General features: G+C 36.3%; 21 protein-coding genes. 18 read left to right on the top strand and 3 right to left on the bottom strand.

From position 1 onward, the window contains the following. The first annotated feature begins 237 nt into the window (after positions 1–237). From sufC to B2R82_RS15360, 8 genes are all read left to right on the top strand, one after another. Positions 238–1,017 carry a Fe-S cluster assembly ATPase SufC gene (gene sufC, locus B2R82_RS15395; protein ID WP_016994918.1) on the top strand — a complete coding sequence of 260 codons (780 nt, stop codon included), beginning with the start codon at positions 238–240 and terminating at the stop codon, positions 1,015–1,017. An 18-nt stretch (positions 1,018–1,035) separates the two neighbouring features. Next, complete coding sequence (gene sufD / locus B2R82_RS15390; protein ID WP_286925756.1) at positions 1,036–2,343, top strand: Fe-S cluster assembly protein SufD; 1,308 nt, start codon at positions 1,036–1,038, stop codon at positions 2,341–2,343. Then, the gene (locus B2R82_RS15385) at positions 2,343–3,572 is read left to right on the top strand and encodes a cysteine desulfurase (RefSeq protein ID WP_286925755.1); all 1,230 of its coding nucleotides are present in this window, start codon (positions 2,343–2,345) and stop codon (positions 3,570–3,572) included. Before sufD ends, B2R82_RS15385 begins: the two co-directional genes overlap by 1 nt. Beyond that, positions 3,562–3,990, top strand: a complete 429-nt coding sequence (sufU, locus tag B2R82_RS15380) for a Fe-S cluster assembly sulfur transfer protein SufU (RefSeq protein WP_054770496.1) — start codon at positions 3,562–3,564, stop codon at positions 3,988–3,990. Before B2R82_RS15385 ends, sufU begins: the two co-directional genes overlap by 11 nt. A 97-nt stretch (positions 3,991–4,087) precedes the next feature. Then, positions 4,088–5,485: a Fe-S cluster assembly protein SufB gene (gene sufB, locus B2R82_RS15375; protein ID WP_283869368.1), complete on the top strand. Its 1,398-nt coding sequence runs from the start codon at positions 4,088–4,090 to the stop codon at positions 5,483–5,485. Between the two features lie 613 nt (positions 5,486–6,098). Then, the gene (locus tag B2R82_RS15370; protein WP_286925754.1) at positions 6,099–6,686 is read left to right on the top strand and encodes a TetR/AcrR family transcriptional regulator; all 588 of its coding nucleotides are present in this window, start codon (positions 6,099–6,101) and stop codon (positions 6,684–6,686) included. 523 nt (positions 6,687–7,209) lie between these two features. Continuing rightward, positions 7,210–9,171 carry a serine hydrolase domain-containing protein gene (locus tag B2R82_RS15365; RefSeq protein WP_286925753.1) on the top strand — a complete coding sequence of 654 codons (1,962 nt, stop codon included), beginning with the start codon at positions 7,210–7,212 and terminating at the stop codon, positions 9,169–9,171. A gap of 818 nt (positions 9,172–9,989) precedes the next feature. Continuing rightward, positions 9,990–13,994 (top strand): S-layer homology domain-containing protein, encoded by a 4,005-nt coding sequence (locus B2R82_RS15360; protein WP_286925752.1) that lies wholly within the window; start codon positions 9,990–9,992, stop codon positions 13,992–13,994. A gap of 171 nt (positions 13,995–14,165) precedes the next feature. Here B2R82_RS15360 and B2R82_RS15355 read toward each other — a convergent pair whose 3' ends face one another. Together B2R82_RS15355 and B2R82_RS15350 are read right to left on the bottom strand one after the other, a co-directional pair. After that, the gene (locus B2R82_RS15355) at positions 14,166–14,810 is read right to left on the bottom strand and encodes a methyltransferase family protein (protein WP_286925751.1); all 645 of its coding nucleotides are present in this window, start codon (positions 14,808–14,810) and stop codon (positions 14,166–14,168) included. Positions 14,811–14,827: 17 nt separating this feature from the next. Beyond that, on the bottom strand, positions 14,828–15,631 hold the full coding sequence (locus B2R82_RS15350) for a MerR family transcriptional regulator (RefSeq protein ID WP_286925750.1): 804 nt from the start codon (positions 15,629–15,631) through the stop codon (positions 14,828–14,830). Positions 15,632–16,278: 647 nt separating this feature from the next. Here B2R82_RS15350 and B2R82_RS15345 point away from each other — a divergent pair. After that, the gene (locus tag B2R82_RS15345; RefSeq protein WP_286925749.1) at positions 16,279–16,803 is read left to right on the top strand and encodes a GNAT family N-acetyltransferase; all 525 of its coding nucleotides are present in this window, start codon (positions 16,279–16,281) and stop codon (positions 16,801–16,803) included. A gap of 67 nt (positions 16,804–16,870) precedes the next feature. Here the strand turns inward: B2R82_RS15345 and B2R82_RS15340 are convergent, their stop codons facing one another. Further along, complete coding sequence (locus tag B2R82_RS15340) at positions 16,871–17,323, bottom strand: hypothetical protein (RefSeq protein WP_286925748.1); 453 nt, start codon at positions 17,321–17,323, stop codon at positions 16,871–16,873. Between the two features lie 394 nt (positions 17,324–17,717). Between B2R82_RS15340 and B2R82_RS15335 the strand changes: the two genes are divergently transcribed. From B2R82_RS15335 to B2R82_RS15295, 9 genes are all read left to right on the top strand, one after another. Further along, positions 17,718–17,918, top strand: a complete 201-nt coding sequence (locus B2R82_RS15335) for a cold-shock protein (RefSeq protein ID WP_054770577.1) — start codon at positions 17,718–17,720, stop codon at positions 17,916–17,918. Between the two features lie 259 nt (positions 17,919–18,177). Beyond that, positions 18,178–19,176: an ABC transporter substrate-binding protein gene (locus B2R82_RS15330; RefSeq protein WP_286925747.1), complete on the top strand. Its 999-nt coding sequence runs from the start codon at positions 18,178–18,180 to the stop codon at positions 19,174–19,176. Between the two features lie 209 nt (positions 19,177–19,385). Next, positions 19,386–20,243, top strand: a complete 858-nt coding sequence (locus B2R82_RS15325) for a DUF72 domain-containing protein (RefSeq protein ID WP_286925746.1) — start codon at positions 19,386–19,388, stop codon at positions 20,241–20,243. Next, positions 20,243–21,064 (top strand): sulfite exporter TauE/SafE family protein, encoded by an 822-nt coding sequence (locus B2R82_RS15320; protein ID WP_286925745.1) that lies wholly within the window; start codon positions 20,243–20,245, stop codon positions 21,062–21,064. The genes B2R82_RS15325 and B2R82_RS15320 overlap by 1 nt, the downstream gene beginning before the upstream one ends. A gap of 49 nt (positions 21,065–21,113) precedes the next feature. Continuing rightward, positions 21,114–22,481, top strand: coding sequence for a bifunctional metallophosphatase/5'-nucleotidase (locus B2R82_RS15315; RefSeq protein ID WP_286925744.1), 1,368 nt, complete (start codon positions 21,114–21,116; stop codon positions 22,479–22,481). Between the two features lie 36 nt (positions 22,482–22,517). Further along, positions 22,518–23,627 (top strand): HD-GYP domain-containing protein, encoded by a 1,110-nt coding sequence (locus tag B2R82_RS15310; RefSeq protein ID WP_313373243.1) that lies wholly within the window; start codon positions 22,518–22,520, stop codon positions 23,625–23,627. Between the two features lie 65 nt (positions 23,628–23,692). Next, a complete protein-coding gene (gene yunB, locus B2R82_RS15305) occupies positions 23,693–24,460 on the top strand; it encodes a sporulation protein YunB (RefSeq protein ID WP_286925742.1) in 768 nt (255 codons plus the stop codon). Positions 24,461–24,565: 105 nt separating this feature from the next. Beyond that, positions 24,566–25,489 carry a lipoyl synthase gene (gene lipA, locus B2R82_RS15300; protein WP_283869357.1) on the top strand — a complete coding sequence of 308 codons (924 nt, stop codon included), beginning with the start codon at positions 24,566–24,568 and terminating at the stop codon, positions 25,487–25,489. 33 nt (positions 25,490–25,522) lie between these two features. Beyond that, positions 25,523–25,876, top strand: a complete 354-nt coding sequence (locus B2R82_RS15295; RefSeq protein ID WP_054770580.1) for a YutD family protein — start codon at positions 25,523–25,525, stop codon at positions 25,874–25,876. The last annotated feature ends 64 nt before the right edge of the window (positions 25,877–25,940 follow it).

Raw genomic sequence — 25,940 nt, 5'->3', positions numbered from 1 at the left:
AAATTAATTCTCAATTAGAGTTAATTCATTGAAAATGAAGAAAGTTGATTCTCATTGTCAATAACGGTTAGCAATAATCTGAAAATGCTTACAAAATCCTTATTTTTAAGGAATTCAACTGAGAAGAGTGAAAGAAATTGAAATGGTTTGCATAGAGAACGATTTTCAGTTAAGATTAGAATGATGATAATTAAGGAATGGTTCCCCATTCACTGAACACACTATGGAGGTATTTTCATGTCAACTTTAGTTATTAAAGATCTTCACGTTGCAATCGACGGGAAAGAGATTTTAAAAGGTGTAAACCTTACAATCAATACAAATGAAATTCACGCAATCATGGGACCTAACGGAACTGGTAAATCGACACTAGCTTCTGCTATCATGGGGCATCCGAAATATGAAGTAACTTCAGGTACTGTTGAGCTTGATGGAGAAGATGTGCTCGAAATGGAAGTAGACGAGCGTGCTCAAGCTGGTTTATTCCTAGCTATGCAATACCCTTCTGAAATTGCAGGTGTAACAAATGCTGATTTCTTACGTTCAGCTATTAATGCCCGTCGTGAAGAAGGCGATGAAATTTCATTAATGAAATTTATTCGTGAATTAGATAAAAACATGGAATTCCTTGAAATGAACGAAGATATGGCTCAACGTTATTTAAATGAAGGTTTCTCTGGCGGTGAGAAAAAACGTAATGAAATTCTTCAATTAATGATGATTAAACCAACATTCGCAATTTTAGACGAAATTGACTCAGGTCTTGATATTGATGCGCTTAAAGTAGTATCAAAAGGTATCAATGCAATGCGTGGAGAAGGCTTTGGCTGCTTAATGATTACGCACTATCAACGTCTACTTAACTACATTACACCAGACCATGTACACGTAATGATGCAAGGACGTGTTGTGAAATCAGGTGGTGCAGAGCTTGCGCAACGTTTAGAAGCAGAAGGTTATGACTGGATTAAAAAAGAATTAGGTATCGAAGAAGAAACAGAAGAACAAGAAGCATAAGAGGGAGGACGAACTAGCATGACAGTGGAACTTAACTTGCCTGTAACAGTACAGGACGTGCGCTCGTTCTCAGAAGCAAATGGAGAACCAACTTGGTTTACAGAGCTTCGTACGGCAGCACTAGACAAAGTAACTGGTTTAGATTTGCCAAAACCAGATAGAACGAATATTTCAAAATGGGATTTTGTGAATTTTCCAGCTCATTCAGTTGCTAGTAAAGAATTTACTACACTTGATGCACTACCAGAAGAAGCGAGAGGCTTAATTGATCTCGAAGCTCAGGAAAATCTTTATATTCAACGTAATAATACACCAGCATATATTAAAACATCACAAGAATTATCTGATAAAGGTGTTATTTTTACGGATATGTTAACAGCTGTTCGTGAGCATGGCGAACTTGTTCAAAAATATTTCATGACAGAAGCAGTAAAAGTGGATGAGCATAAATTAACAGCGCTTCATGCAGCACTTGTAAATGGTGGAGTGTTTGTCTATGTACCAAAAAACGTAATCATCGAACAACCACTTCAAGTTGTATTTTTAAATGATAATGCAGAAGCTTCACTATACAACCACGTTTTAGTAGTAGCGGAAGCAAATTCAGCTGTAACATATGTTGAAACTTATATTTCAACTATTGAAGAAGCAAAAGGGCAAGCGAATATTATTGCAGAAGTAGTAGTCCAAGATAATGCACAAGTTACATACGGTGCAGTAGATGTACTTGCAAAGGGCTATACTACGTATGTAAACCGCCGTGCTCGTTTAGCACGCGATGCAAAAGTGGATTGGGCTCTTGGTTTAATGAATGATTCAGATACAATCTCTGAAAACATTACACATTTAGTTGGTGACGGTTCTAATGCTGATACAAAAACAGTAGTTGTTGGTCGTGGAGAACAAAAACTTAACTTCACTACTGAGGTTCGTCACTGGGGTAAAAACTCTAACGGGCATATCTTAAAGCATGGTGTTATGAAGGACGCAGCTCAATCAGTCTTTAACGGTATTGGTTATATTGAGCATGGTGCAACAAAAGCAGATGCACAGCAAGAATCACGTGTTTTAATGCTGTCAGAAAAGGCTCGTGGGGATGCAAATCCTATTTTATTAATTGATGAAGATGATGTAACAGCAGGACACGCAGCATCTGTTGGTCGAGTAGATCCATTACAGCTTTATTATTTAATGAGTCGTGGTATCTCGAAAGCGGAAGCAGAGCGCCTTGTTATCCATGGATTCCTTGCGCCAGTTGTTAAGCAATTACCTATTGAAGGCGTTCAAAAGCAACTGACGGAGGTTATTGAAAGGAAAGTTCGCTAATGATGAATAAAGACATTAAAAGCTATTTCCCAATTTTAGATCAGGAAGTTAATGGTCATAAGCTGGTTTACCTTGATAGTGCAGCAACTTCTCAAAAACCAATTCAAGTAATTGAGGCGATGAAGAATTATTATGAATTCGATAATTCCAATGTTCACCGTGGTGTGCATACATTAGGAAATCGTGCTACTGACAAATATGAAGGCGCACGTGAGAAGGTTCGTAAGTTTATCAATGCTCAATCCACACAAGAAATTATTTTCATGCGTGGAACAACAACGGCTTTAAATACAGTAGCAGCAAGCTATGGCCGTGCCAACGTTGGTGAGGGTGATGAAATTGTTATTACCCATATGGAACATCATTCAAATATTATTCCTTGGCAACAACTAGCTAAAGAGAAAAAAGCAGTTTTGAAATACATTGAGCTTGAAGCGGATGGCACACTAAGCTTAGACAAAGTACGTGCAACGATTACACCTAAAACAAAAATTGTTTCAGTTTCAATGGCATCAAACGTGCTCGGTACGATTAATCCAATTAAAGAAATTGCTCAAATTGCACATGCTAATGGTGCAGTTATGGTAGCCGATGGTGCACAAGCAGCTCCACATATGAAGATTGATGTGCAAAATTTGGATGTAGATTTCTTAGGTTTTTCGGGGCATAAAATGTGCGGACCAACTGGAATAGGTGTACTATATGGTAAAAAGGAACACCTAGAAAAGATGGAGCCAATTGAATTTGGTGGCGAAATGATCGACTTTGTTGGACTTTATGAGTCAACGTGGAAGGAACTACCGTGGAAATTTGAAGGTGGAACGCCTATTATTGCAGGTGCAATAGGGTTAGGTGCCGCTATTGATTTCTTAACTGAGATCGGGCTTGATACAATTGCAGAGCATGAGCATAAGCTTGTAGGCTACGCCATGGATCAGCTTGAAGCAATTGATGGACTTAAAATTTTCGGCCCACGTGATCCAATGAAGCGATGTGGACTAGTGACATTTAACTTAGACGATGTACATCCACATGATGTGGCAACGGTGCTTGATATGAATGGTATTGCTGTTCGTGCAGGTCATCATTGTGCACAGCCACTAATGAAATGTCTTCAGCAAGTAGCGACAGCGCGAGCAAGCTTTTATCTGTACAATACAGAGGAGGATATTGACCGCTTAGTTGCAGGGTTACGTTCTGCGAAGGAGTATTTTGGCGATGTCTTTTAATAATTTAGATCAATTATATCGTTCAGTCATAATGGATCATTATAAAAATCCTCGTAATAAAGGATCGATAGAAAATGATGCTGTAACAATTGATATGAACAATCCGACTTGTGGCGACCGTATTCACTTAACATTAAAGGTGACTGATGGTATTGTGGAGGATGCGAAATTTGATGGTGAGGGCTGTTCCATTTCGATGTCTTCTGCGTCTATGATGACACAGCTCATTAAAGGGAAAAAGGTAGAGGAAGCATTAGAGCTTGCCGAAATTTTCTCGAAGATGATGATGGGTGAAGAATATAGTGACAAATATGACCTAGAGGATGTTGAGGCACTACAAGGTGTAGCTCAATTCCCGGCACGTATCAAATGTGCGACATTGGCTTGGAAAGCAATGGAAAAAGGCGTAAAGCAATAAATAATTTCTTTCAGTTGAGCGAAGGCACTACATGTGTCTTCACTTAACTAGAAAGGATTTAACGACTAGATACAATAGCATGAACGGAGGAGAAACGATGGCTAAAAAAATGCCTGATATCGGCGATTACAAATACGGTTTCCATGATAAGGACGTATCAATTTTCCGTTCAAAACGTGGTTTAACTGAAGAAATCGTCCGTGAAATTTCTAATATGAAAGAAGAGCCAGAATGGATGCTTGAATACCGCTTAAAAGCTCTTGAAACTTTCTATACAAAACCAATGCCACAATGGGGTGGCGATCTAGGTGACTTAGATTTTGATGAAATTACGTATTATGTAAAACCATCAGAGGCTACACAACGTTCATGGGATGAAGTACCTGATGAAATCAAAGCTACTTTTGATAAATTAGGGATTCCAGAGGCGGAACAAAAATATCTTGCAGGTGTATCTGCGCAGTATGAGTCTGAGGTCGTTTACCACAACATGAAAAAAGACCTTGAAGATCTTGGTATTGTGTTTAAAGATACAGACTCTGCTTTACGCGAAAACGAAGATATTTTCAAACAATACTGGGGTAAAGTAATTCCTTATACAGACAACAAATTCGCTGCACTAAACTCAGCTGTTTGGTCAGGTGGATCATTTATCTATGTACCACCAGGTGTGAAAGTTGAAACACCTTTACAAGCTTATTTCCGTATTAACTCTGAAAATATGGGTCAATTCGAACGTACATTAATTATTGTGGACGAAGGTGCACACGTACACTACGTAGAAGGATGTACAGCTCCTGTTTATACAACAAACTCTCTACACTCAGCAGTTGTAGAAATTATTGTACGCAAAGATGCTTATTGCCGTTATACAACAATTCAAAACTGGGCGAACAACGTATACAATCTTGTAACGAAACGTACAGTTGTTGAAGAAAACGGTACAATGGAATGGATTGATGGAAACATTGGTTCTAAATTAACAATGAAATACCCAGCATGTATCCTAAAAGGTGAAGGTGCTCGTGGTATGACATTATCCATCGCATTAGCAGGTAAAGGACAACACCAACATGCAGGTGCGAAAATGATTCATATGGCACCAAACACATCTTCAACAATCGTCTCTAAATCAATTGCTAAACAAGGTGGGAAAGTAACGTATATGGGACAAGTTCGTTTCGGTCCTAAAGCAAGCGGTGCACGTGCAAACATCGAATGTGATACGTTAATTATGGATAACCAATCAACTTCAGATACAATTCCATACAACGAAATCTTAAATGATAATGTTTCATTAGAGCATGAAGCAAAAGTTTCAAAAGTGTCAGAGGAACAATTATTCTATTTAATGTCTCGCGGAATCTCTGAAGAAGAAGCAACAGAAATGATCGTAATGGGCTTCATCGAGCCATTCACAAAAGAACTTCCAATGGAATACGCAGTAGAAATGAACCGTCTTATCAAATTTGAGATGGAAGGCAGTATCGGGTAATACACCTGAAATGCCTAATATATAAGGGTTTTTAGATAAACAATGAAAATTGGCCGTACCGGAAACGTGCCGATTCAGATGTTATCAGTGTAGGAGGCGAACTTTTTTAGTTCGTCTCCTTCTATTTTTTCACTATCTCTAAATTTGAAATTTAATTTAATACTTGCGCCGGATTCTAAAAGCAAAACAGCGTGTGTAGTCTGAAACAGTGAGCTCCCATATAATCCACGCCAGCTGCCTTGCAATACTTCTCAATACTTTCTTCGTACGGTTGATGGAGCTAAATAATTTCCAAGAGAGTTTTGAAAAATCATATATGTTTTTTTAGTTTGTTAATGTTAATTTATTATTGTTATTACGTCACCCTTCTCTTTCAACATTTTTTTATTATCTTCGTAATCTGACCAGCGTAAAGCCTAAGCCTCATTAATTCGTATTCCTGCTTCGCTAAAAAATACAAAAGCATATAGTACAGTTGATAGTCTTATATCTTTAATGCTTGAACGTTTTTATATAATCAAGTATTTAGTTGACAGCCAATACAAGAGGGAGTATTATTTTATTATGAATTAAAAAACAAATTAATTCATAATAAAATAAGGAGGTGTAATGGATGGCAAAAGGACCGAAAGGCTTTTCTGATGAAGAAAAGATTGAGCTAAGAGCAAAGCTTTGTACTGAATGTGAGCGGAGTTGGGCATTACATGGATACAAGAAAACAAGTATTGGTGAATTAACTGCAAAAATAGGAATATCAACAGGATCATTTTATTTATTGTATTCGGCTAAAGAGGATTTGTTTTGTGACACCTTAGAGCGTGTGCAAAATAGGTTGAAAAGCAATTTGCAAGAAATTATTAATAGTGAAAAGGGCAAAGCTGGTTTTATTAGTGCCATGAAATGGCATTTTAAAGAATTTGATAAATCACCATTTTTATATGATCTGGGAACTCCAGATTTCTTAGCCTTTTTAAACAAAATACCTAAAGATCGTATCGAAAAACTACATTTTGATAGCGTTAATTTTTTCTACGAGACCATTGATCTTGCAGGGCTCAGACTGAAAGTTGAAAAAGAAAAAGCATATGCTGTAATAAGTTCGATGCTATTTATAGTGACAATGAAAGATAAAATTGCTTATGACCATCTTGAAGTATTTGAATTTCTATTAAATAGTACGATAGATACAATTTTTGAATAAAGAGAGAAAAAATCAATGGAGGTAAAATGAAGGTGGTTGGGGATTTTTTGAAGTATTTCTGTTTTTAAAAAATTAGGTACCACTATTCATAATTTTAAATATTGCTGTCAGCATAATTTTGCTTGTGATTGGAGTTGTCTTACATAAAAAAGTGGATAAGACAAGAAAGCAAGAATTTGTGGACAAATTTATATCGGAATTTCTATTCTGTTTTTTAGAAGCTATATCTATCTGGGGTGTTCTTATTTCCTATTTTAGGAGCATTCCTGTTAGAAGGATTTTCGGGAGCTTAAAAAGAAAAAGTCCTCTTGTATGATGTATGAGTGTCAACGCCTAAATTGATTCACCATCACACAGGAGAACTCCATTTATGAATTCTAATACGAACCAAAAAATTAATCAAGTCACTGAAGCGTACATAGTACACATGCGCGTCTGGCAGGCAAGGTATACAAACAAAGAGATAAAACTTGTGTTTCTAAAAATATATTAAGATTACGTAATGGAAATAAGGAGACTTATAATGAAAAAAACAAATAGGCTGGTTGCTTTTGTAACCACCGTAATTACAATTTTCAGTTGCATTTTCTACTTTCCCATGTCAACATTTGCAAGTGCTGAAGTAACTCCATCCGGTGTGGATATTTCAAAAATCGAAACAATAGTTGATGATATTATGGAAGGTAAAATAGGGGTTACCGTACCGGGTGCGGCAGTTTCTATAGTTAAAGACGGAAAGCTAATTTTCAGCAAAGGGTATGGGGTTGCAAACATAAAGGAGGATATTCCTGTCGATCCCGCATCTACTGTATTTGAAATTGGATCGGTCAGCAAAATTTTTACATGGACAGCCGTAATGCAACTAGTTGAAGAAGGAATGATTGATCTGCATACCGATATACGAGAATATATCGGGTATGAGCGCCTTAATTTGATTTATGATAAACCCATTACAATATTAGATTTAATGAACCATACCGCAGGATTTGAAGAAAATGCAAGCGAAATGCTTACTTTTGATAAAGAAAAAATCATTCCTCTTGAAAAATGGGTAAGTGCAAAACATCAGCCCAAGCAAATATATGAACCGGGAACGGTTATCGCATATTCTAACTTCGGTACAGACATTGCAGGATATATAGTGGAAGTGAAGTCTGGGGAACGCTTTGAAGAATATGTAAAAAAGCATATCTTTGATCCTTTGCATATGCAAAGAAGTACTGCCTATGCAAATTATTATCACCTACCTGGGTTTGCAGAAAATAAAAGCAAGGGTTATGGCAGTGTGTCAGAAGGATTCGAGTTGCTACCAGAAAACTTTTTAAATGAGGCACCTGCTGGAGCGATTACTTCAACCGCAGAAGACATGGCAAAGTTTATGATCGCCCACATGGATTATGAGGGTGCTTTAGAAAACTCATTATTTAATTCACCTCAAACGCTTAAAGAAATGCATACCGATTCCCTTTCTGTTACTGCCGGTATGCCTTCTAATGCCCATGGGTTTTGGATGCGTCAGGAAAACGGAGTTCGTTTACTAGAACACGGAGGAAATACAACCAATTTTTCCGCATTTTTAAGTCTCGTCCCGGAAGAGAATTTCGGTGTTAGTGTGCTTACCAACGTAGCGGGAGAATCGGGTGGTGTGCGAACTGAAATTGTAGATAAGCTTTCTGCCCAGTTTTCTCATCAAGCAACGGTTACTGTGCCAAATTTCCATACCCAAAATCTTAGTGGAACTTATTATTCGGGCCGAATGATTCATAGCAACTTCCTGTCAAGTTTATATTTGGTTTCTGGTGATAGTATTGTTGTAAAGGATATGGGGAACGGGGAAATTGAAGTACGACCTTCCATCGATCCAAATCGAGAAACACTTCACTTTGCAGAGGTCGCCCCCTTGGTTTTTGAACGAATGGATTCCAATCCATCTATATTGGAACGAAGCGGAGGCTCTCTCGCTTTTTTATCCTTTGAGTTAGATGAAAATGGTCAGGTTGATAAGGTTCGCACAGGAAATATTCGAGACTATTTAAAAATGCCGCTAAACAAAAACATCCAGATCAATCAGATTGCTTTTGTTTTTTGTACAATAATTTTTATTACAGGCTCCATTGCTGCGCTCATATCTGTCATTTTATTGAGAAAACGTAAAAAGCAGGGAACCTCTCTTTATATACCGGCATATATACAGACAAATCTATTACCAGTTATCGGTCTATTAAGTTTGATCAACATGATAGTGACTATATTGAGATTTATGTCGGCTATGTCCTCTCCAATTGGAGATTTTAGGATACACCTAATAATCAATGCAGTTCTTTCTATTGGCATGATAATTGCAACTATCCCTATTTTAAGATCATTTAGGAATAAAGAAGTTAGCAGAAGAAGGAAAATATGGAATGCTATATTGGTAGCAACTATTTGTATGTTCATTTTATTGATGATTCAGTACCGCTTTCTGTTGTTTTGGACTATATAAATCGTCATCAAATTTGCTACTGCATAAAAGTCTACCAAACTTCACTCTAGTTAACGTTTAAATAGATTTTAATAAAAACAGGCAAAGTTAATTACCTTGCCTGTTTTCATTTGCAATGAATTACTTTTTAGTACGCATTGGTGAAGTTGTTGACCTAACGACAGTTCACAGGCTTTAAAATACGGCAAATCAAAGGATGATGTGAAATAAGTGCAAGCATAACTACTACATGCCGAGGTTTAGCTGAGTTATTACCAGCTGCACAAACTGCTTGCCGTATTTGTTATTCCAGGAGTGTTACAAGGCAGGCATTAAAAATATTTTCATCACTGAAACATATCCCTCACAAGAACGAAAAAAAATATACATTTACTATTCAGCAACGTAAAAGTAAATACTATTGTTCAGTTTTTGTTGAGAATGATGTAGTAATCTATCAATGTCATTGTAAACAAACAAATGAACACGCATTAACCAATGACGAAGCCCAGTTCACAATAAATTTTGAGCCTGGGCTTTTTATATTCAAAATTAAATTAATTTTAACAAAGTATACCTACTTTATTTTCCAAATGTAGTCTTAAAATAAAGTTTGCTCACATTACCAATATCTAAGGTATTTCAATGTGGGATACTTCTTTTTTTTTATCTAGTAAAGGAAATATTGTTTATATGGAAGTTCATTAATACCTGGTTAGAAAGGTTGTTCAGATTTTGTATAGGTCGATTTACTATAGTTAAGCATGGGGTAATCTATTGAAAGGAGGGTAAATTGAATCAGTAAATCTATGAAATTTTTAAAAGATTGGAGGAACAAAATGAAAGCGACAAAGCGACAACAAGGATGGAAACGAATATTAAATACGTTTCTCGCGATGATTTTAGTAGCGAGTACAGTGTCATTTATGGGTGTTCCACAACAAGCACAAGCAGCAAGCGCATCACCTGAATTAATTGTAGATTATGAATTTACGGACCAAGGATCAGGAAATATATTACCAGCAGATAAAAAAGGTAATTCTACATTAACAGAGGTCTCTGGAACACATAACAACAACACATACGGTAATACAACTACAGCATACGGTTCTGATAGTACAGGACCTTATTGGCAATGGACAACAAATACTCAACGTGGAGGTGGTTTCACGCTAGATATTGATCCAGCTAAAGTAGCAGAAGGAATTGATAAAAGCTATACAATAAGTGTACGTTTTTCTTATGATATGTTTAATAGTACCTGGACAAAAATTATTGATTATAAAAATAAAACTTTGGATACAGGATTTTATTTTGCAGGAAAAAATAAATTAAAATTCTATAACATAGGTACTGATGGAATTACATCAGCTGCTCCAAAAAGTATTATTGATATTATTGCTACAAGAGATGAAAGTACAAAAAAGTTCACTGCCTATATGATGGTGGATGGTGTATTCGAAAAAGAAATTGAAGTAAACGATATAGGAGGAGAAGCTACCCCCTCTATTGTAGATGGCAAAATTCGATTTGGTTTTTTCCATGATGACTATAAATCAGGCGGACTTGAAAAAACAACAGGCGGGAAAGTATATTCTATAAAATTCTGGGATGGTGCAATTACTCCTGCTGAGATACTAACAGCAACAGCATCAAAAGGAACTAATCCTGGTACAACGAAAGTAGATGTGGCACCCTCTAAATCTAGCGGTACATCATTGAAAATGGTTGTTTCTGACAAAATATTGTCATTCCCATTCCCAGGTGAAGCTATTCCGACTGGGGCACAGCCTTACACTTCAGATGCTGATATAGCAGGTGTCGATGCAACAACAATTAAGTATGTCGGCATTTACGAAGTAGATGATCTTACTGGAGAAATTGTAGGCTTCCGTTTAATTACATTAACAGCAGATCAAATTAAGGCAGATACTGTTTATAAGGAACCTCTACAAGCAGAAGTTGATAAAGAATCGACTTTAACAGAAGCTCATTATACAACAAGTAGTTGGAATGATTACCAACTAAAATTAACTGCAGCAAAATCAGTTTTAGCTGATGTAGATGCTTCACAAAAAGATGTAGATGATGCATTAGCAGCATTAACAGAGGCACGGGGTTCATTAGTTCCAACAACACCATTAATAGACAAAACAGAGCTACAAAAAAAGGTAAATGAAGAAGGCACATTAACGGAAGAAAACTATACACCAGCAAGTTGGAGTAAATATCAAGAAGAACTAACGAAAGCGAAAGCCGTATTAACGAATCCAACTGCTACACAAGAAGAGGTAAATGAGGCATTAACAAATTTATCAAATGCCATAGATAATTTAGTACTTGTGAAACCAAAAGCAAAAACAGCTGTACTTGAACAAACTGCAGGTGCCAATAAAGTCACAGTAACGTTTGATAAAAATATTCAATTAACAGATTTAGCGGGCTTTGCAATAACAGTGGATGGCACTAAAGTAGTACCTACTGATTTTGAAATAGTTGGGGATAAGTTAGTGTTAACCTTCCCGAATAATCCAGACGTCACAGATAAAGCTGTAAAAGTGAAATACGATGGCACAGGGAACTTACAAGGAACAAATGGTGCAGCAATCGAACAATTTGAATTGCCTGTAGAAGATCCATATAGTTCTGCATTCCAAATTACGAAGCCAGACGCAGTGACGGCTAATCCGCAGCCAACAATTGGTGGGAAGGTGGATGTAACGACAACGCCATCTACAGTAACAATTATCTTGAAAAATGACAAGGATGAGCCTCTGTTGGTAGATGTGGCGGCAACAGTCGACCCAACGACAGGTGAATGGACATTTACACCACCAACAGATTTACCAGATGGCACATACACAATTATCGCAACAGCAACAAATGGTCAACAAACGGTAACAAAGAAACATACATTCGCAGTGGCAACAACACCAATAGTGAACAAAGTGCCACTTCAGCAAAAAGTAGAAGAAGGTAAAAATTTAGTTGCAGGTGAGTATACACCGGCAAGCTGGTCGAACTATCAAACAGCTTTAAATAAAGCAAAAGAAATCCTAGCCAATCCAAATGCAACACAGGAAGAAGTAGACAAAGCATTAGCAGCATTAACAGGGGCACAAAATGCGCTTGTGAAAATAGGCAAAGGGTTAGGCACATTAACTCCATCAACAGGTACGTTAAGCCCAAGCTTCCAAACAGGGGTAACAGATTACACAATGACAGTTGGCTATTCAACATCCGTCATTGACTTTACGGCGATTCCAGTAGAGGCTGGCGCTACAGTCACAACAACGGTTAATGGACAGTTAGGTGCTATTGGACAAATTCCACTACAGGTAGGGGAAAATATCATTGTCATTTCAGTGAAAGATGCAAATGGCAATGTAAGACAATATACGATTAAAGTATATCGCGATGCCTACACAGGTGGGGGTGGTTCATGGACGCCAAACCCAACACCACCAGTTACGCCGACACCGGGCGACACAAAAACAAAAATCCGAGTGGAGCTTGAAATCGATGGAGAAAAACCACTGGAAAAAACAACAGTAGAAATTGAACGTACTAAGCATGCCAACGGCGACATCACGGACTTCGTAGCTCTTACAGAAGCGAATGCCAAAGAAGCTGTGGCAAAGGCAAAGGAAATCGGCAACAATATTGCTCGTATCGTATTGCCAGATGTCAATGATGAAGTGAAGGAAGCGAAGGTCGAAATTCCAAAAGAATCCCTGAAATTACTACGTGATAACGGTTTATCGTTAGAAATTTCATCGGAAAATGGACATATTGCGATTCCAGTGAGTTCAATGGAAGGCATTGACGATAACTTCTACTTCCGTTTAGTACCCGTGAAAAAGGAAAGTGAGCGTCAAGCGATTGAAGAGCGTGCACGTGTAGAGCGCGTAGTACGTGAGACACTGAAAAGCAATGATGTCCATGTGATAGCACGTCCAATGACAATCGAAACGAATATGCCAAGTCGTCCTGTACAGGTAACATTGCCATTAAAAGGCGTGAAAATCCCAACAAATACAGCAGAGCGTGAGGCATTCCTGAAGCAATTAGCGGTATTTATTGAACACTCCGACGGGGAGAAGAAAGTAATTATCCCTGAGGTAGTAACAATGGCGAAGGGTGAGCTAGGCTTACGCTTCACAGTCGAGAAGTTCAGTACATTTACGATTATTCAGGTCAATAAGAAGGAAGAAACAAAGCCATCCCTAGAAGTAAAAGAGCATGAAGCGTACATTAAAGGCTTCCCAGATGGCACATTCGGCCCCGAGAAAAACGTAACACGTGCTCAAGTGGCAACAATGATTGCGCGTATTTTAGGCTATACAGATGGACCAGCAAACACTGCACCATTTAAGGATATTCCAAGTGATCATTACGCAGCGGGTGCCATTGCCTTTGTCAAAGAGCGTGGCATTATGAATGGCGACGTCAATGGTAACTTCCGTGCAAGTGAAAACATTACGCGTGCGCAAATGGCAACGGTAGTAGCGAACTTTAAGCAACTGCCTATCGAAGAGAAGGTAGCGATTACATTCAATGATACAAAAGGTCATTGGGCACAATGGATTATCGAAGCAAATCGTACGGCAGGCATCATCAATGGTCGTCAGAATGGTAGCTTTGCGCCAGACGAGCATTTAACACGTGCCCAGGCTGTGGTGATGATGAACCGCATGTTCGAGCGTGGTCCACTACAAGGCGTAACAACAACAAGCTTCCCAGATGTAAAAGCAACTCACTGGGCGTTTGATGACATTGAAGAAGCAGCGAAATCTCACTCATATTTTATTGATGAAGATGGAAATGAGCAGCTTTCAAAATAAGATATAGCAAAGGCAGGCTAGGGGAAACCTTAGCCTGCCTTTGTTTAATAGAGAAAAAACCTATGAAAAATATTAGTTATCAAGAAAATGACTAGGTACTGAATTAATTTTGATTTGAGTAAAAAAGATCACCCAATTACAGGTGATCTTTGACTTTGAATTTGTAACTTTTTACCAAATGAAAGGAATTAGTTTTTTAGTTTTCTGTTTATATAATGTAAATTGTTGTCCGTACTTGTTTTGTAAGTAATCATCTGATTTTGGAATATAGCCAAAAACAAATACGAAAAATAAACCAAGAGGAATTAGCAAACTATAAATATTGTTAGAGATTAGCGCTAAGCCTAGTACCCAAAGGCAATCTCCAAGATAATTAATATGAATCGCATATTTAAATAAACCGCCTGTATAGAGCTTACCTTTATTTAGAGGATTGTCTTTAAAAGGTTTTCTAAGCAATTCAGAAATTGTGTTTAACATACTCCCTCCTAAAAATAATATCCAACCTACAATGAGTATTGTTAAGTTTGGATCCTGTTTACTAGTAATCATTAAAATGGGAAAGCCCAAATAGTAAATCCCAAAGGCTATACTGTTCATGAGAGCTTCCTGCATTGCAATACCTCTAGGTAACCATATAAACATCATAGCTGTTAATCGCAAAGCTGTAATAATTAAAGCAATAAAAAGTCCGAGAGAAATGGCGGATTTTTCATATGTAATGAAAAGTAAATAATATGCAGTGATTAAATAGATAATCTCAGCTATTAAAATTAAGATTTTTTCTTTTATCGTAGAATTGTTTATACCATACACAATAAGGCACCCCTTCGTTATTTATATTTAATTGGAAAAAATACTTCTATGATACTATTATCCTCTTGTGTGCTATAGGGGTCTGTTTGATAAACTTCAAACGGTGCACCATTCAATTTATAGTTATTTTCATTTATCCATACATGTAGTTTAGTATGAATGGAAGGTAGTTTATCGTAAGAACCAATAAGCGTAGCCATTGCGCAAAGACCAGGATTAAACACTTTTGTTTCATTTGTGGCATTTGTAAGTGGAATCGCAATTTCGACATCATAATTATCAGGTTCATATTCAGAACTATGGAAAATAGTAAGTGGTTTTGCGCTAGGTGATAAATTTCTAAACAAGATTTTACTAAATAATTCACTAAAGTGTTTTAAAAAATCAGCGGTATTTATTTTTTTTCGTTGAGAAAAGATATCATAGGCTATGTGATCCACAAGTTTAATCTCAATCTGATCTAAATAGCTCATGATATTTCCATCTTTGTCTAACACTTGAATATCTAGTTTTAATTCTTTTAACATAGAAGAATAAATTGTGAGTTGTTGTGTCAGATTTTCTTGTTTGATTTTCATTTTATTACTAAGGAGTTCGGTATCCTCTCTATTAGTTAAAATAATTTTGATGTCTTCTAACGAAAATAAATAGTTTTTTAATCGTGCTATTAATAAAGCTGTTTCTAGCTGGGAAAAATTATAATAGCGATAATTATTATTAGCATCAATGAAATCAGGCTTTAAAAGTCCAATTTCATCATAGTATCGCAGCGTCTTGAGTGTAAGATGTGATATTTTTGAAAACTCACCAATTGTAAGCATAACAATCACCTCCTTTTAAATTACTTTAAATATAAAGTATCCTGTAAGGGGAAGGTCAAACAATGTAACTAAGTTTTCTTAAAGGGGATTTATTGAGTTAAATATTATCGAAATGGCTGCATCAAAAAAAATAATGTTTGATGTTTTTTTATGTTTAAATAAATTTTAGTTTGCTTGTAAGGTTGGTTATGGAGATAAGAAAACACTTCGTAATGGGTGAGTGTATGATAACATGTCTGAAAACAATGAGACCTTTATAATCTACATAGTTCATTTTGCAATAATTACTCGCTTCGTAGAAGGTGATTAACAGTTTCCAAATTAATATTAAGAAATATATTATCACTAATCTTTTAAAAGATTGGTTACTTAATATTGTTCTGTTTTAATTTGAACGGACAGGTGTAAGGTGTTTAAAGTTTTCAGGAATGGGATTTGAGGAATGAACAGATAATCACTAATTGTTACTAGATTTGCATATTATCATTTAGTGAAGACATGATCAATTTCGCCTTGGCATAATTGTAGCTGCCACTATACTTTCACTACAGAAAACATTTTGCTGAATGAAGAAAAATAAGTAATGCAATCCTCATACTTTTAATATAAAATTTGTAAGATATAACTTACTTGGAAGAGGTGTGAAAATGTTTCCTGTTTTACATACAGATCGATTAGTGCTACGAGAGCTCACAGTGAATGATGCCCAGGCAATTCTAAATTGCTTTTCTAATCCTGATGTACTACGTCATTATGGGCAGAATCCATTAACGAGTTTAGATCAAGTTAGGCTAATAATTAATAACTTTTCAAAGAGCTATGAGGAAGAATGCGGAATTAAATGGGGAATAGAATTAAAAGGGCAAGCAGGCATAATTGGTACCATTGGTTTTCAAGAGTGGTCAACTGAGCATAAAAGAGCAGAAATAAGTTATGCACTTTTCCCAGAGAGTTGGGGAAAAGGCTATGCACTGGAAGCCGTTAATAAAGTAATTTCATTCGGCTTCCAAGAGATGAAGTTAGTGCGTATAGGAGCAATCGTTTTCACTGAAAATGATGCCTCGAACAAGCTGTTAACAAAAGCTGGCTTTGAAAAAGAAGGGGTATTAAAAAAATATATACATCAAAATAATATTTCATATGACACTTATATTTATTCCCTGATAAATTAAAATCCTAAGACCGAGATAAGCTTAATTGCTGTCTTGGTCTTTTTTAGGATCTTTGCTTAATAAAAGTTTATTTAATAATCGCCTGTAATGTGTCTAATCCCTCCTTCAGATAAACATAAGTATTCATTGTCGTGATATTTGTATCTGCTTTTTTCGCTGTAGCTAAATATCGTTGTAATTCTTTGATATAAGCTACTACAAACTCTGTAAAATTGTATATATGTTGCCACTGATTATTTTCTCCAACTCTTTTAGAATGAGAAACTATAAGTTTGGACCCATTTTTTTCTAAAGTAAGAATATCTACGTTACCAAATGGGTTTAATTTTTGACTTTTTCCTGTTTGATGAAGTGTTTTCAATTTGCTAGTAAAATCACCTAAAATAGTACTGTGTCCAGTAGTGGTAAAGAAAAGTAGCTCGTCTTCATTGTTATCATTTGCAAACACTTTTAAATAGCCATCAAAATAAAGATTATTCAATATGGAAGTTCCTTCCTCTGATTCAAATCTTAATTTCATACAAATCGCCTCCAACTATCAATTTAATTATTTCCTTTTTTCTTTCTGGTTTCAAACTCTCTCTTTGTTAGAAAAAAGGTTAGATTTCATACATAGTTGCTACTAGCAGATATTCTGAAAGAAGGATTATATAATGCGATAAGTACACAAGTCAGACAGAGAACGTCACAAAATCTTTGATTTCTAGACTTTTTTTGGGTAATAGTGACATTATACTGGACAAATACAAAAACTTATCATAGAATTAAAGTAATAAAATTAATTGCGGTAGAACAATGAATTCACAAATTACAAAGAGTAATCGTGTTTTGTTAGATACTTTTTGTAATTTGTGAATTTTTTTCTTTTGAAGCAATAATGATTTTATTTAATACAATTAGTGGAGGTCATATAAATGACACAAGGTACAGTAAAATGGTTTAACGCAGAAAAAGGTTTTGGCTTCATCGAAGTAGAAGGCGGAAATGATGTATTCGCTCACTTCTCAGCAATCCAAGGTGACGGTTTCAAAACATTAGAAGAAGGTCAAAAAGTTGAATTCTCAGTAGAAGAAGGTCAACGTGGACCACAAGCTACAAACATCGTAAAACTTTAATTTTAATGAAATACCCATAAAAAGGCATCCTTTAATTAGGATGCCTTTTTTGTATAAATAAAGTCTAATTGATAATTAATTTCACTAATTAATGAAATAACACTGGATTTTATAATGATTTAATACTACAATGATAATGATTATCAATATCACTTATATCAGGAGCTGATAATACTTTTTCAAAATAACTACATAGAAAGAGGCGGTTAAACAGAAAGATTGGTATTCACACATAATTGACAAAGGAGTTTTTGACAGAATGAAAAGGAAATTTTTACTTATTGGTTTTATTACATTATTTATGCTCGTTTTAGCTGCCTGCTCAGGAGAAAAGGAAAGTGAGCAAAATACATCACTTGATAAAAACGAAAGCGGGGAAACAGCACAAACCAAACAAGAGCGTACAGATGAAAAAGGTACAAGAACAATAGAATATCTTGGTGAAAGCTATACAGTTCCACAAAAAGCAGAAAGAATCGTTGTAACAGGCGCAATGGAGGCAATGGAAGATATGGTTGTACTTGATGTGCATCCAGTAGGAGCTATTGCTGTTGGTGGAAAATTCCCTGAACTCTATGCTTCTGTGACAGACAAAGCTGAATCCATTGGGGAGAAAATAAAACCGAACTTTGAAAAAATAGTAGAATTAGCTCCAGATGTTATTTTAGGCTCAACAAAGTTTCCAGAGGAAGTACATGGGAAGTTGGAGAAAATTGCTCCTACAATTTTAGTTTCACATATCTCTACAGACTGGGAAGATAATTTAAATTTATTAGCTGAATTAACTGGTAAACAAGCAGACGCAGAGAAAATCCTATCTACATATAAGGCTGATATCGAAGCAGCTAAAGCAACGTTAATTGAGAAATTAAAAGGTCAAAAAGTGGCAGCTATTCGTATGCGAGGTGGACAAGCTTATGTGTATCCAAAAGAGGTGTTCTTCAATCCTGTATTATATGGAGAGCTTGGCTTAGAAGTACCTGATGAGGTAAGCAAGGCTAAGTCACAGGAAGCTATTTCTGTGGAGCAATTGGCTGATATGAACCCAGACTATGTGTTTATACAATTCTCTGCTGATGAAAATGCTGATGCCCCAAATGCATTAGAAGATTTTAAAAAGAATCCAATTGTCCAAAATATTACTGCCTTTAAAAATGATCAAGTATTTGTCAACGTTGTAGACCCTCTTATGGAAGGTGGCCCAGCATATAGCCGAATTAAATTCTTAGAAAGTGTTCAACAATACCTTCTAAAATAATTGGTGAAGACAAGGATCAAACCATTTACTTGGTTTAATAAAAAAAGGAAATGTATTAGTATGCTGTATCCCGATTGTTGTACACATTAAACAATCGGGTGCAGTTTTTTTATTCGTTCTTAGAATCAGTGAATACGATTTTTTTACTTTGTGTTTATATGGAAGTAGAAACTGTATGCTATGATAATGTACATAGAGGAGGGGGTCACATGATACGAGTTGGATTAACTGGTTGGGGCGATCATCCTTCACTTTACAGTGGAGTGACTGCCTCAAAAGATAAATTATTCGATTATACGGGTCATTTTTTAACGGTTGAAGTAGACACTTCTTTTTATGCTATACCATCTAAAGAGAATGTACAAAAATGGTGTCAGGATACGCCGGATCATTTCCGTTTTGTTGTCAAAGCCTATCAAGGCATGACAGGGCATTTACGGGGGGATATTCCTTTTGAATCAAAAAATGATATGTTTAATGCCTTTATCGAATGTGCCAATGAATTTAAATACCATGGTAAGCTAGGAATGATTCTTACTCAGTTTCCGCCGTGGTTTGATTGTCAGGCAAAAAATGTTCAATATTTGTTGTATATACGACAGCAGCTTAAGGATTTTGAGGTGGCTATAGAGTTTAGAAATCAAACATGGTATGCAGAGCCTGTCGTGCAGCAAACTATGAATTTCTTACGAGAGCAACAATTTATTCATACCATTTGTGATGAGCCACAAGCAGGTGTTGGATCAGTTCCATTTTATCCTACTGTTACTGCTAAGAAGGCACTTATTCGAATTCATGGTCGCAATATTCATGGCTGGCGTAACACCGGAAATGCTGAAAATTGGCGAAAAGTTCGGTTCTTATACGATTATAATAAAGAAGAATTGCAGCAGCTTGGGCATCATATCAAAGGGCTTGAGACTGAGGTGGAGGAGCTTTATGTATTATTTAATAATAATTCAGGACTGCATGCTGCTAAAAATGCGAAGGAGCTACAAGGTATCTTAGACATTAAAGATGTCGGACTAGCACCTAAACAATTAAATATGTTTGAAGGGGAACTATAATGGAATTTTTTCTTTTAGTCATTATTGCACTGTTTTCCGGCTTAGTAGGTGCACTAGTTGGACTAGGCGGGGGCATAATATTAGTGCCAGCAACATTATTCGTAGGATTGAATCTAGGAATGATTCCAGATATAACACCCCAAAAAGTGGTTGGATTATCTGTTGTAATGATGATTTTTACTGGGCTTGCCTCAACCTTAAGCTTTATGAAATCCAAAACTGTTGATTATAAAAGCGGTTTACTATTTTTTATAGGTAGTGTCCCAGGAACAATGCTTGGTGCGTGGGTAAATAAGGGATTAGATTTACCTTCATTTAATTTATATTTTGGTATTTTACTTATTATTTTAGCGACAATATTACTTGTACGTGATAAATTGAAACCAGTAAAATGGTTTGTAAAAAATGGGACGCAGCGAGAATTTACAGATACTGAAGGTAATACCTTTATTTATGGATATCCAATTTGGTTTGCCATTATTTTAACGTTTTGTATAGGTTTTGCCTCTGGATTATTTGGTATCGGTGGTGGCTCAATGATTGTTCCTGCAATGATAATTTTATTTTTATTCCCACCACATGTTGCTGTGGCAACATCGATGTTTCTAGTGTTTCTTTCCTCGCTTGTTGGTTCGGCGAGTCACATATATTTAGGACATGTGCCTTGGCTCTATACAATTCCTGTAATCCCAGGCGCCTATATCGGTGCAAAGCTTGGAGCAGCATTAAATAAAAGAATAAAATCAGAGACACTTGTTGTAGCGTTGCGCGTTATATTATTATTGATGGGAATTAGATCCATAATTGAAGGTTTATTGTGAATATCTCTTGTTGAGATAATAATGTGAATGAAAAGAAGAGGTGGCTAAAATGCTGGAAAAAATTCATATTTTTCACACGAATGATTTGCACAGTCATTTTAAGTATTGGCCACGAATGCAAAATTATGTGAAAGAGCAGCGTATGGAGCTCGCAACATTGGGCGAATCAAGTTTTCTTTTTGATGTAGGTGATCATTTAGATCGTTCCAATATTTATACAGAGGCTACAATTGGTAAGGGGAATGTGAAACTGCTAAATGAAGCGGGTTACGATGTTGTGACCATTGGTAATAATGAAGGTATAACATTGTCACACGAAGAGCTATATCATTTGTATGATGAGGCAGCGTTTGAGGTTGTTGTTGCCAATGTCTATGCCTCACAGGGAAGTAATCCTTTTTGGATGAAGCCCTATGTTATATTAACCACAACACATGGTACTAAGCTGGCAGTAATTGCAGCCACAGCTATGTTTGAAATTTATTATAAAGAATTAAAATGGCAAATGGACGATGCTCGGGGAACATTAATTCGGCTAGCTCTTCAGCTTCGTAATGAAGTAGATATTATCGTCTGTTTGTCACATTTAGGTGTGACAGAGGATGAGCTTTTAGCGGAGGAGTGCCCAGAAATAGATGTAATCTTTGGTTCACATACCCATCATATTCTTCCGAATGGAAAGCTTGTTAATGGCGTTTTATTAACAGGTGGAGGAAAATTTGGACAATATACAGGGCATCTTGTGGTAGAATATGATAAAAAACTGAGGAAAATTGTTGAAAAAAAGGATAGTTTAATTCATAATAAGGATTTGCCAAAGGTTAAAAATGAGCTAGATATTGTACAGTCATATGAGGAAAAAGGCAAGCAATTACTAGATATCCCAATATTTACAACGGAAAAATCGTACAATAAGGAATGGTTCCATTATTCGCAATTATCCGATTTATTTGCACGGGCCATCTTGGATAAAAGCGGAGCAGACTGTGCATTATTTAATGCAGGAATATTTTTAGAGGGTCTACCAAAGGGAACTGTAACGGCACTGGACTTGCATAGGATTTTCCCACATCCAATTAATTTATGTACGATTGAATTAACGGTTGCAGAAATGAAAGAAGTATTCCAGCAATCCAAAAATGAAGAGTGGCCCTATATTGAGTTGAAAGGACTAGGATTTAGGGGCGTAATCTTTGGAAAGATGCTGACTTATGGCTTTTCCATGAATGAGGATCGTCAGTTACTTATCAATGGAAAGCTTGCAGATAACGATCGAATTTATAAATTAGTAACACTTGATTTATTTACATTTGGTTATTTTTATCCAAGTTTTAAATATGCGAAGAAAAAATATATTCTACCAGAATTTTTACGAAACATTATGATAGATTATGGGCAAAGAATTTTTAAGCCGTAGAAATCAATGCTTTTAGAATGGATTGGGGAAGAGGTCATGCGATTAATTTCAATCGATGTATTAAAAGAAGGAATGGTATTAGGAAGAACTATTTGGAATGAGGCTGGACATCCTTTATTAAAGAAGGATGTTGTGATAAATGACCGCATTATTCAAAGACTTCAGGAATTAAATATGCATTATTTATATATAGATGATGAAATTTCTGAAGGGATTGAAGTAAAGGAAACCGTTCCAACTGCAATGCGAAATAAGGCAGTTTCAACCATTAAGAGTTCTTTTCAATCAATGGATGGATTAAATCCAGTGAATGCCTCTTATATACTTGACCAGCAGTCAAAAGCGATTGTCTCAATTGTAGATGAGTTACTGTCAGCAGTTACCGGAAATGATGAAATTTTAACAATACTTACAGATGCATATTTATTTGATGAATATTTATACCAACATTCCTTTCAGGTTACGCTCTATTCGATAGCTATTGCGAAGGAGCTTGGATATTCAGCAGAGGATTTACGTTTGATAGGCATTGGTGCATTGTTACATGATGTAGGCAAGCTAATGGTACCAAAGGAAATTCTCACAAAGCCTGGACGCTTATCCAATGAGGAATTTGATACGATGAAAAAGCATACACGTTATGGCTTTGATTTGTTACGTAATTTACATTCTATATCATTGCTAGTAGCTCACTGTGCATTCCAGCACCATGAACGCATTGATGGCAGTGGCTATCCTCGAGGCTTAGTTGATTTCGAAATTCATCCGTTTGCTAAAATTATTGGTGTCGCTGATGTCTTTGATGCGGTGACCACAAATCGAGTTTACCGTGAGAAAATGCTACCATCACAGGGCCTAGCAATTGTAGAGGCGGGTGCAGGTACTATTTATGATGCACGTATTGTGAGAGCTTTGAAAAAGGCGGTTGTCCATTATCCAAATGGAGTTATTTTAAAATTATCGGATAATCGTAGAGGCATCGTATCAAGACAAAATACTTTGAATGCTGCATACCCATTTATTCGTGTTTTTGAGGAGCAAAATCAATTACTATCAGCTACATATGAAATTAATTTAGTGGATTACCCTGGCTTAACAATTGAATGTGTAGAAACAGACTATGTTGTACCGTCCAAGGTCGAATAAAAATCTCCTCCTGTTCATATTTTATGGAACAGGAGGAGATTTTTTTGTTTTTCCCTCGAAAAAGAATGAAACTAAGATCATATAGTAATTATAGTCATTATGGTAGCTATAGAAAAAAGGGAAAACGGTTAAATCGTTTGACCTTGTTAATCGTAAGCATCATTATAGGTGTTTCTTTATTCATTTATTTTTTGAACGAGCGACTTATGCCCACCTACTTACAATATGCTGAAGTACAAACCAATAAAATTGCATCCTATGTTGTGAGTAAAGCATCTTTAAATGTTTTAGATATTAATGACGTTCTTGTAGAAGTATCTCCCAACAGCAGCTCTGATTTGAAAATTAATACAGAAATCATTAATCGAGTACGTGCAGACACAGTAAAGCAAGTAAAAATGTATTTGGAGCAAGCAGAACTAGGAGATTTATCGAGTTTGCCTGATCTCGATAATATTGAATATGATTTAAATAAAATAAAAGAAGGAAATGGGATTGTTTTTTATATACCAATAAGCCAAGCAGCTAATATTCCACTACTGGGGAATTTAGGTCCTAAAATTCCAGCACGCTTTCATGTAATTGGTAATGTGCATAGTGATGTTACTTCTTCCATAACGGAATATGGTATTAACAGTGCGTTTGTGGAAGTAGGAATTCGTATAGAGGTAAATGTACAAATCATTGTCCCATTCGCTAGTAAATCCTCAACCATTACGCAGGATATCCCAGTTGCAATGGGATTGACAAGGGGGCCTGTACCCAATGTTTATACAAATGGTACTGAGGGGACTCAGCCATCACTTGAAATACCTATACCATTTGATAAATAGAAAAGTTGCTGTGATAGTTGTTGCCGTTCCTTTAATATGTTACATTGACAACAGTAAAGATAGTTAATATAAAAAAAGCACATTTTTGATAGGGGCGATATTCGTATGACATCTTGTAAACCTACAAGCACAAATAAGGAAGAACATTTAAGAAAACCGGACTGGCTAAAAATTAAACTAAACACAAATGATGAATATAAAGGGCTAAAAAAACTGATGCGTGAAAAAAATCTGCATACAGTATGTGAGGAAGCACGCTGTCCTAATATTCATGAGTGCTGGGGTGAACGTCGTACAGCAACAATGATGATTTTAGGTTCCGTTTGTACGCGTGCTTGCCGTTTTTGTGCAGTTAAAACAGGCTTACCAAATGAGCTAGATTTAGCTGAACCAGAGCGTGTAGCAGATTCGGTAGCCATTATGAATTTGAAGCACGTTGTTATTACAATGGTTGCGCGTGATGACTTAAAGGATGGTGGCGCACAAGTACTCGCTGAGACGGTGCGTGCGATTCGACGTAAGAGTCCGTTTACATCTGTAGAAGTCCTACCATCTGATTTAGGTGGCTTGCAAGAGAACCTGCAAATTTTAATGGACGCAAAGCCAGATATTTTAAACCATAATATTGAGACGGTGCGCCGCTTAACGCCTAGAGTACGTGCACGTGCAAAATATGAGCGTTCCTTAGAATTCCTTCGCTTGGCAAAAGAAATGCAGCCAGATATCCCTACAAAGTCTTCTTTAATGATCGGCTTAGGTGAGACACATGAAGAAATTTTGGAAGTAATGGACGATCTACGAGCAAATAATGTAGATATTATGACTATCGGTCAATACTTACAGCCAACGAAAAAGCATTTGCCTGTTAAAAAGTACTATTCTCCAATAGAATTTGGGAAGCTACGTAAAATTGCGATGGAAAAAGGCTTTAAGCATTGCGAGGCTGGCCCACTTGTTCGTAGTAGCTATCATGCTGATGAGCAAGTGAATGCAGCAACAAAAGAACGACAATTACAAGCAGAATTATAAAGCAAAAGCTGTCATAGAATAGGTGGTGTCACTTTGATTATTATTGATGGATATGAATATGAGATTATTGAAGATTACCGAGACGCCTTTCAAGAGGAAGTATTTAATGAGCGATACTCAGATATTTTAGCCAGATATGATTATATTGTGGGCGATTGGGGCTATAATCAATTACGCTTAAAAGGCTTTTTTGATGATAAAAATCAAAAATCTACTTTCGATACGAAAATTAGTACGCTTCAAGATTATTTATATGAGTTTTGTAATTTTGGCTGTGCCTATTTCGTATTACGTAAATCTGGTAAGGCAATTTACCAACAAGAAGAGGTTGTTGGTGAAGATAACGAAGTGACAAAGCCAATTGAAAATGAGCCAATATTAGAATAAACAACAACAAAACCCTGATGCCATTTGCATCAGGGTTTTTCTTAGTGTTGAAAAACTAAATGGT

The sequence above is a fragment of the Lysinibacillus sp. UBA6686 genome (genome assembly GCF_002455205.1).
Taxonomy (GTDB): domain Bacteria; phylum Bacillota; class Bacilli; order Bacillales_A; family Planococcaceae; genus Lysinibacillus; species Lysinibacillus pakistanensis.
Note: the sequence above shows the minus strand (reverse complement) of the source record. Positions and strands in the feature narration are given on the sequence as shown.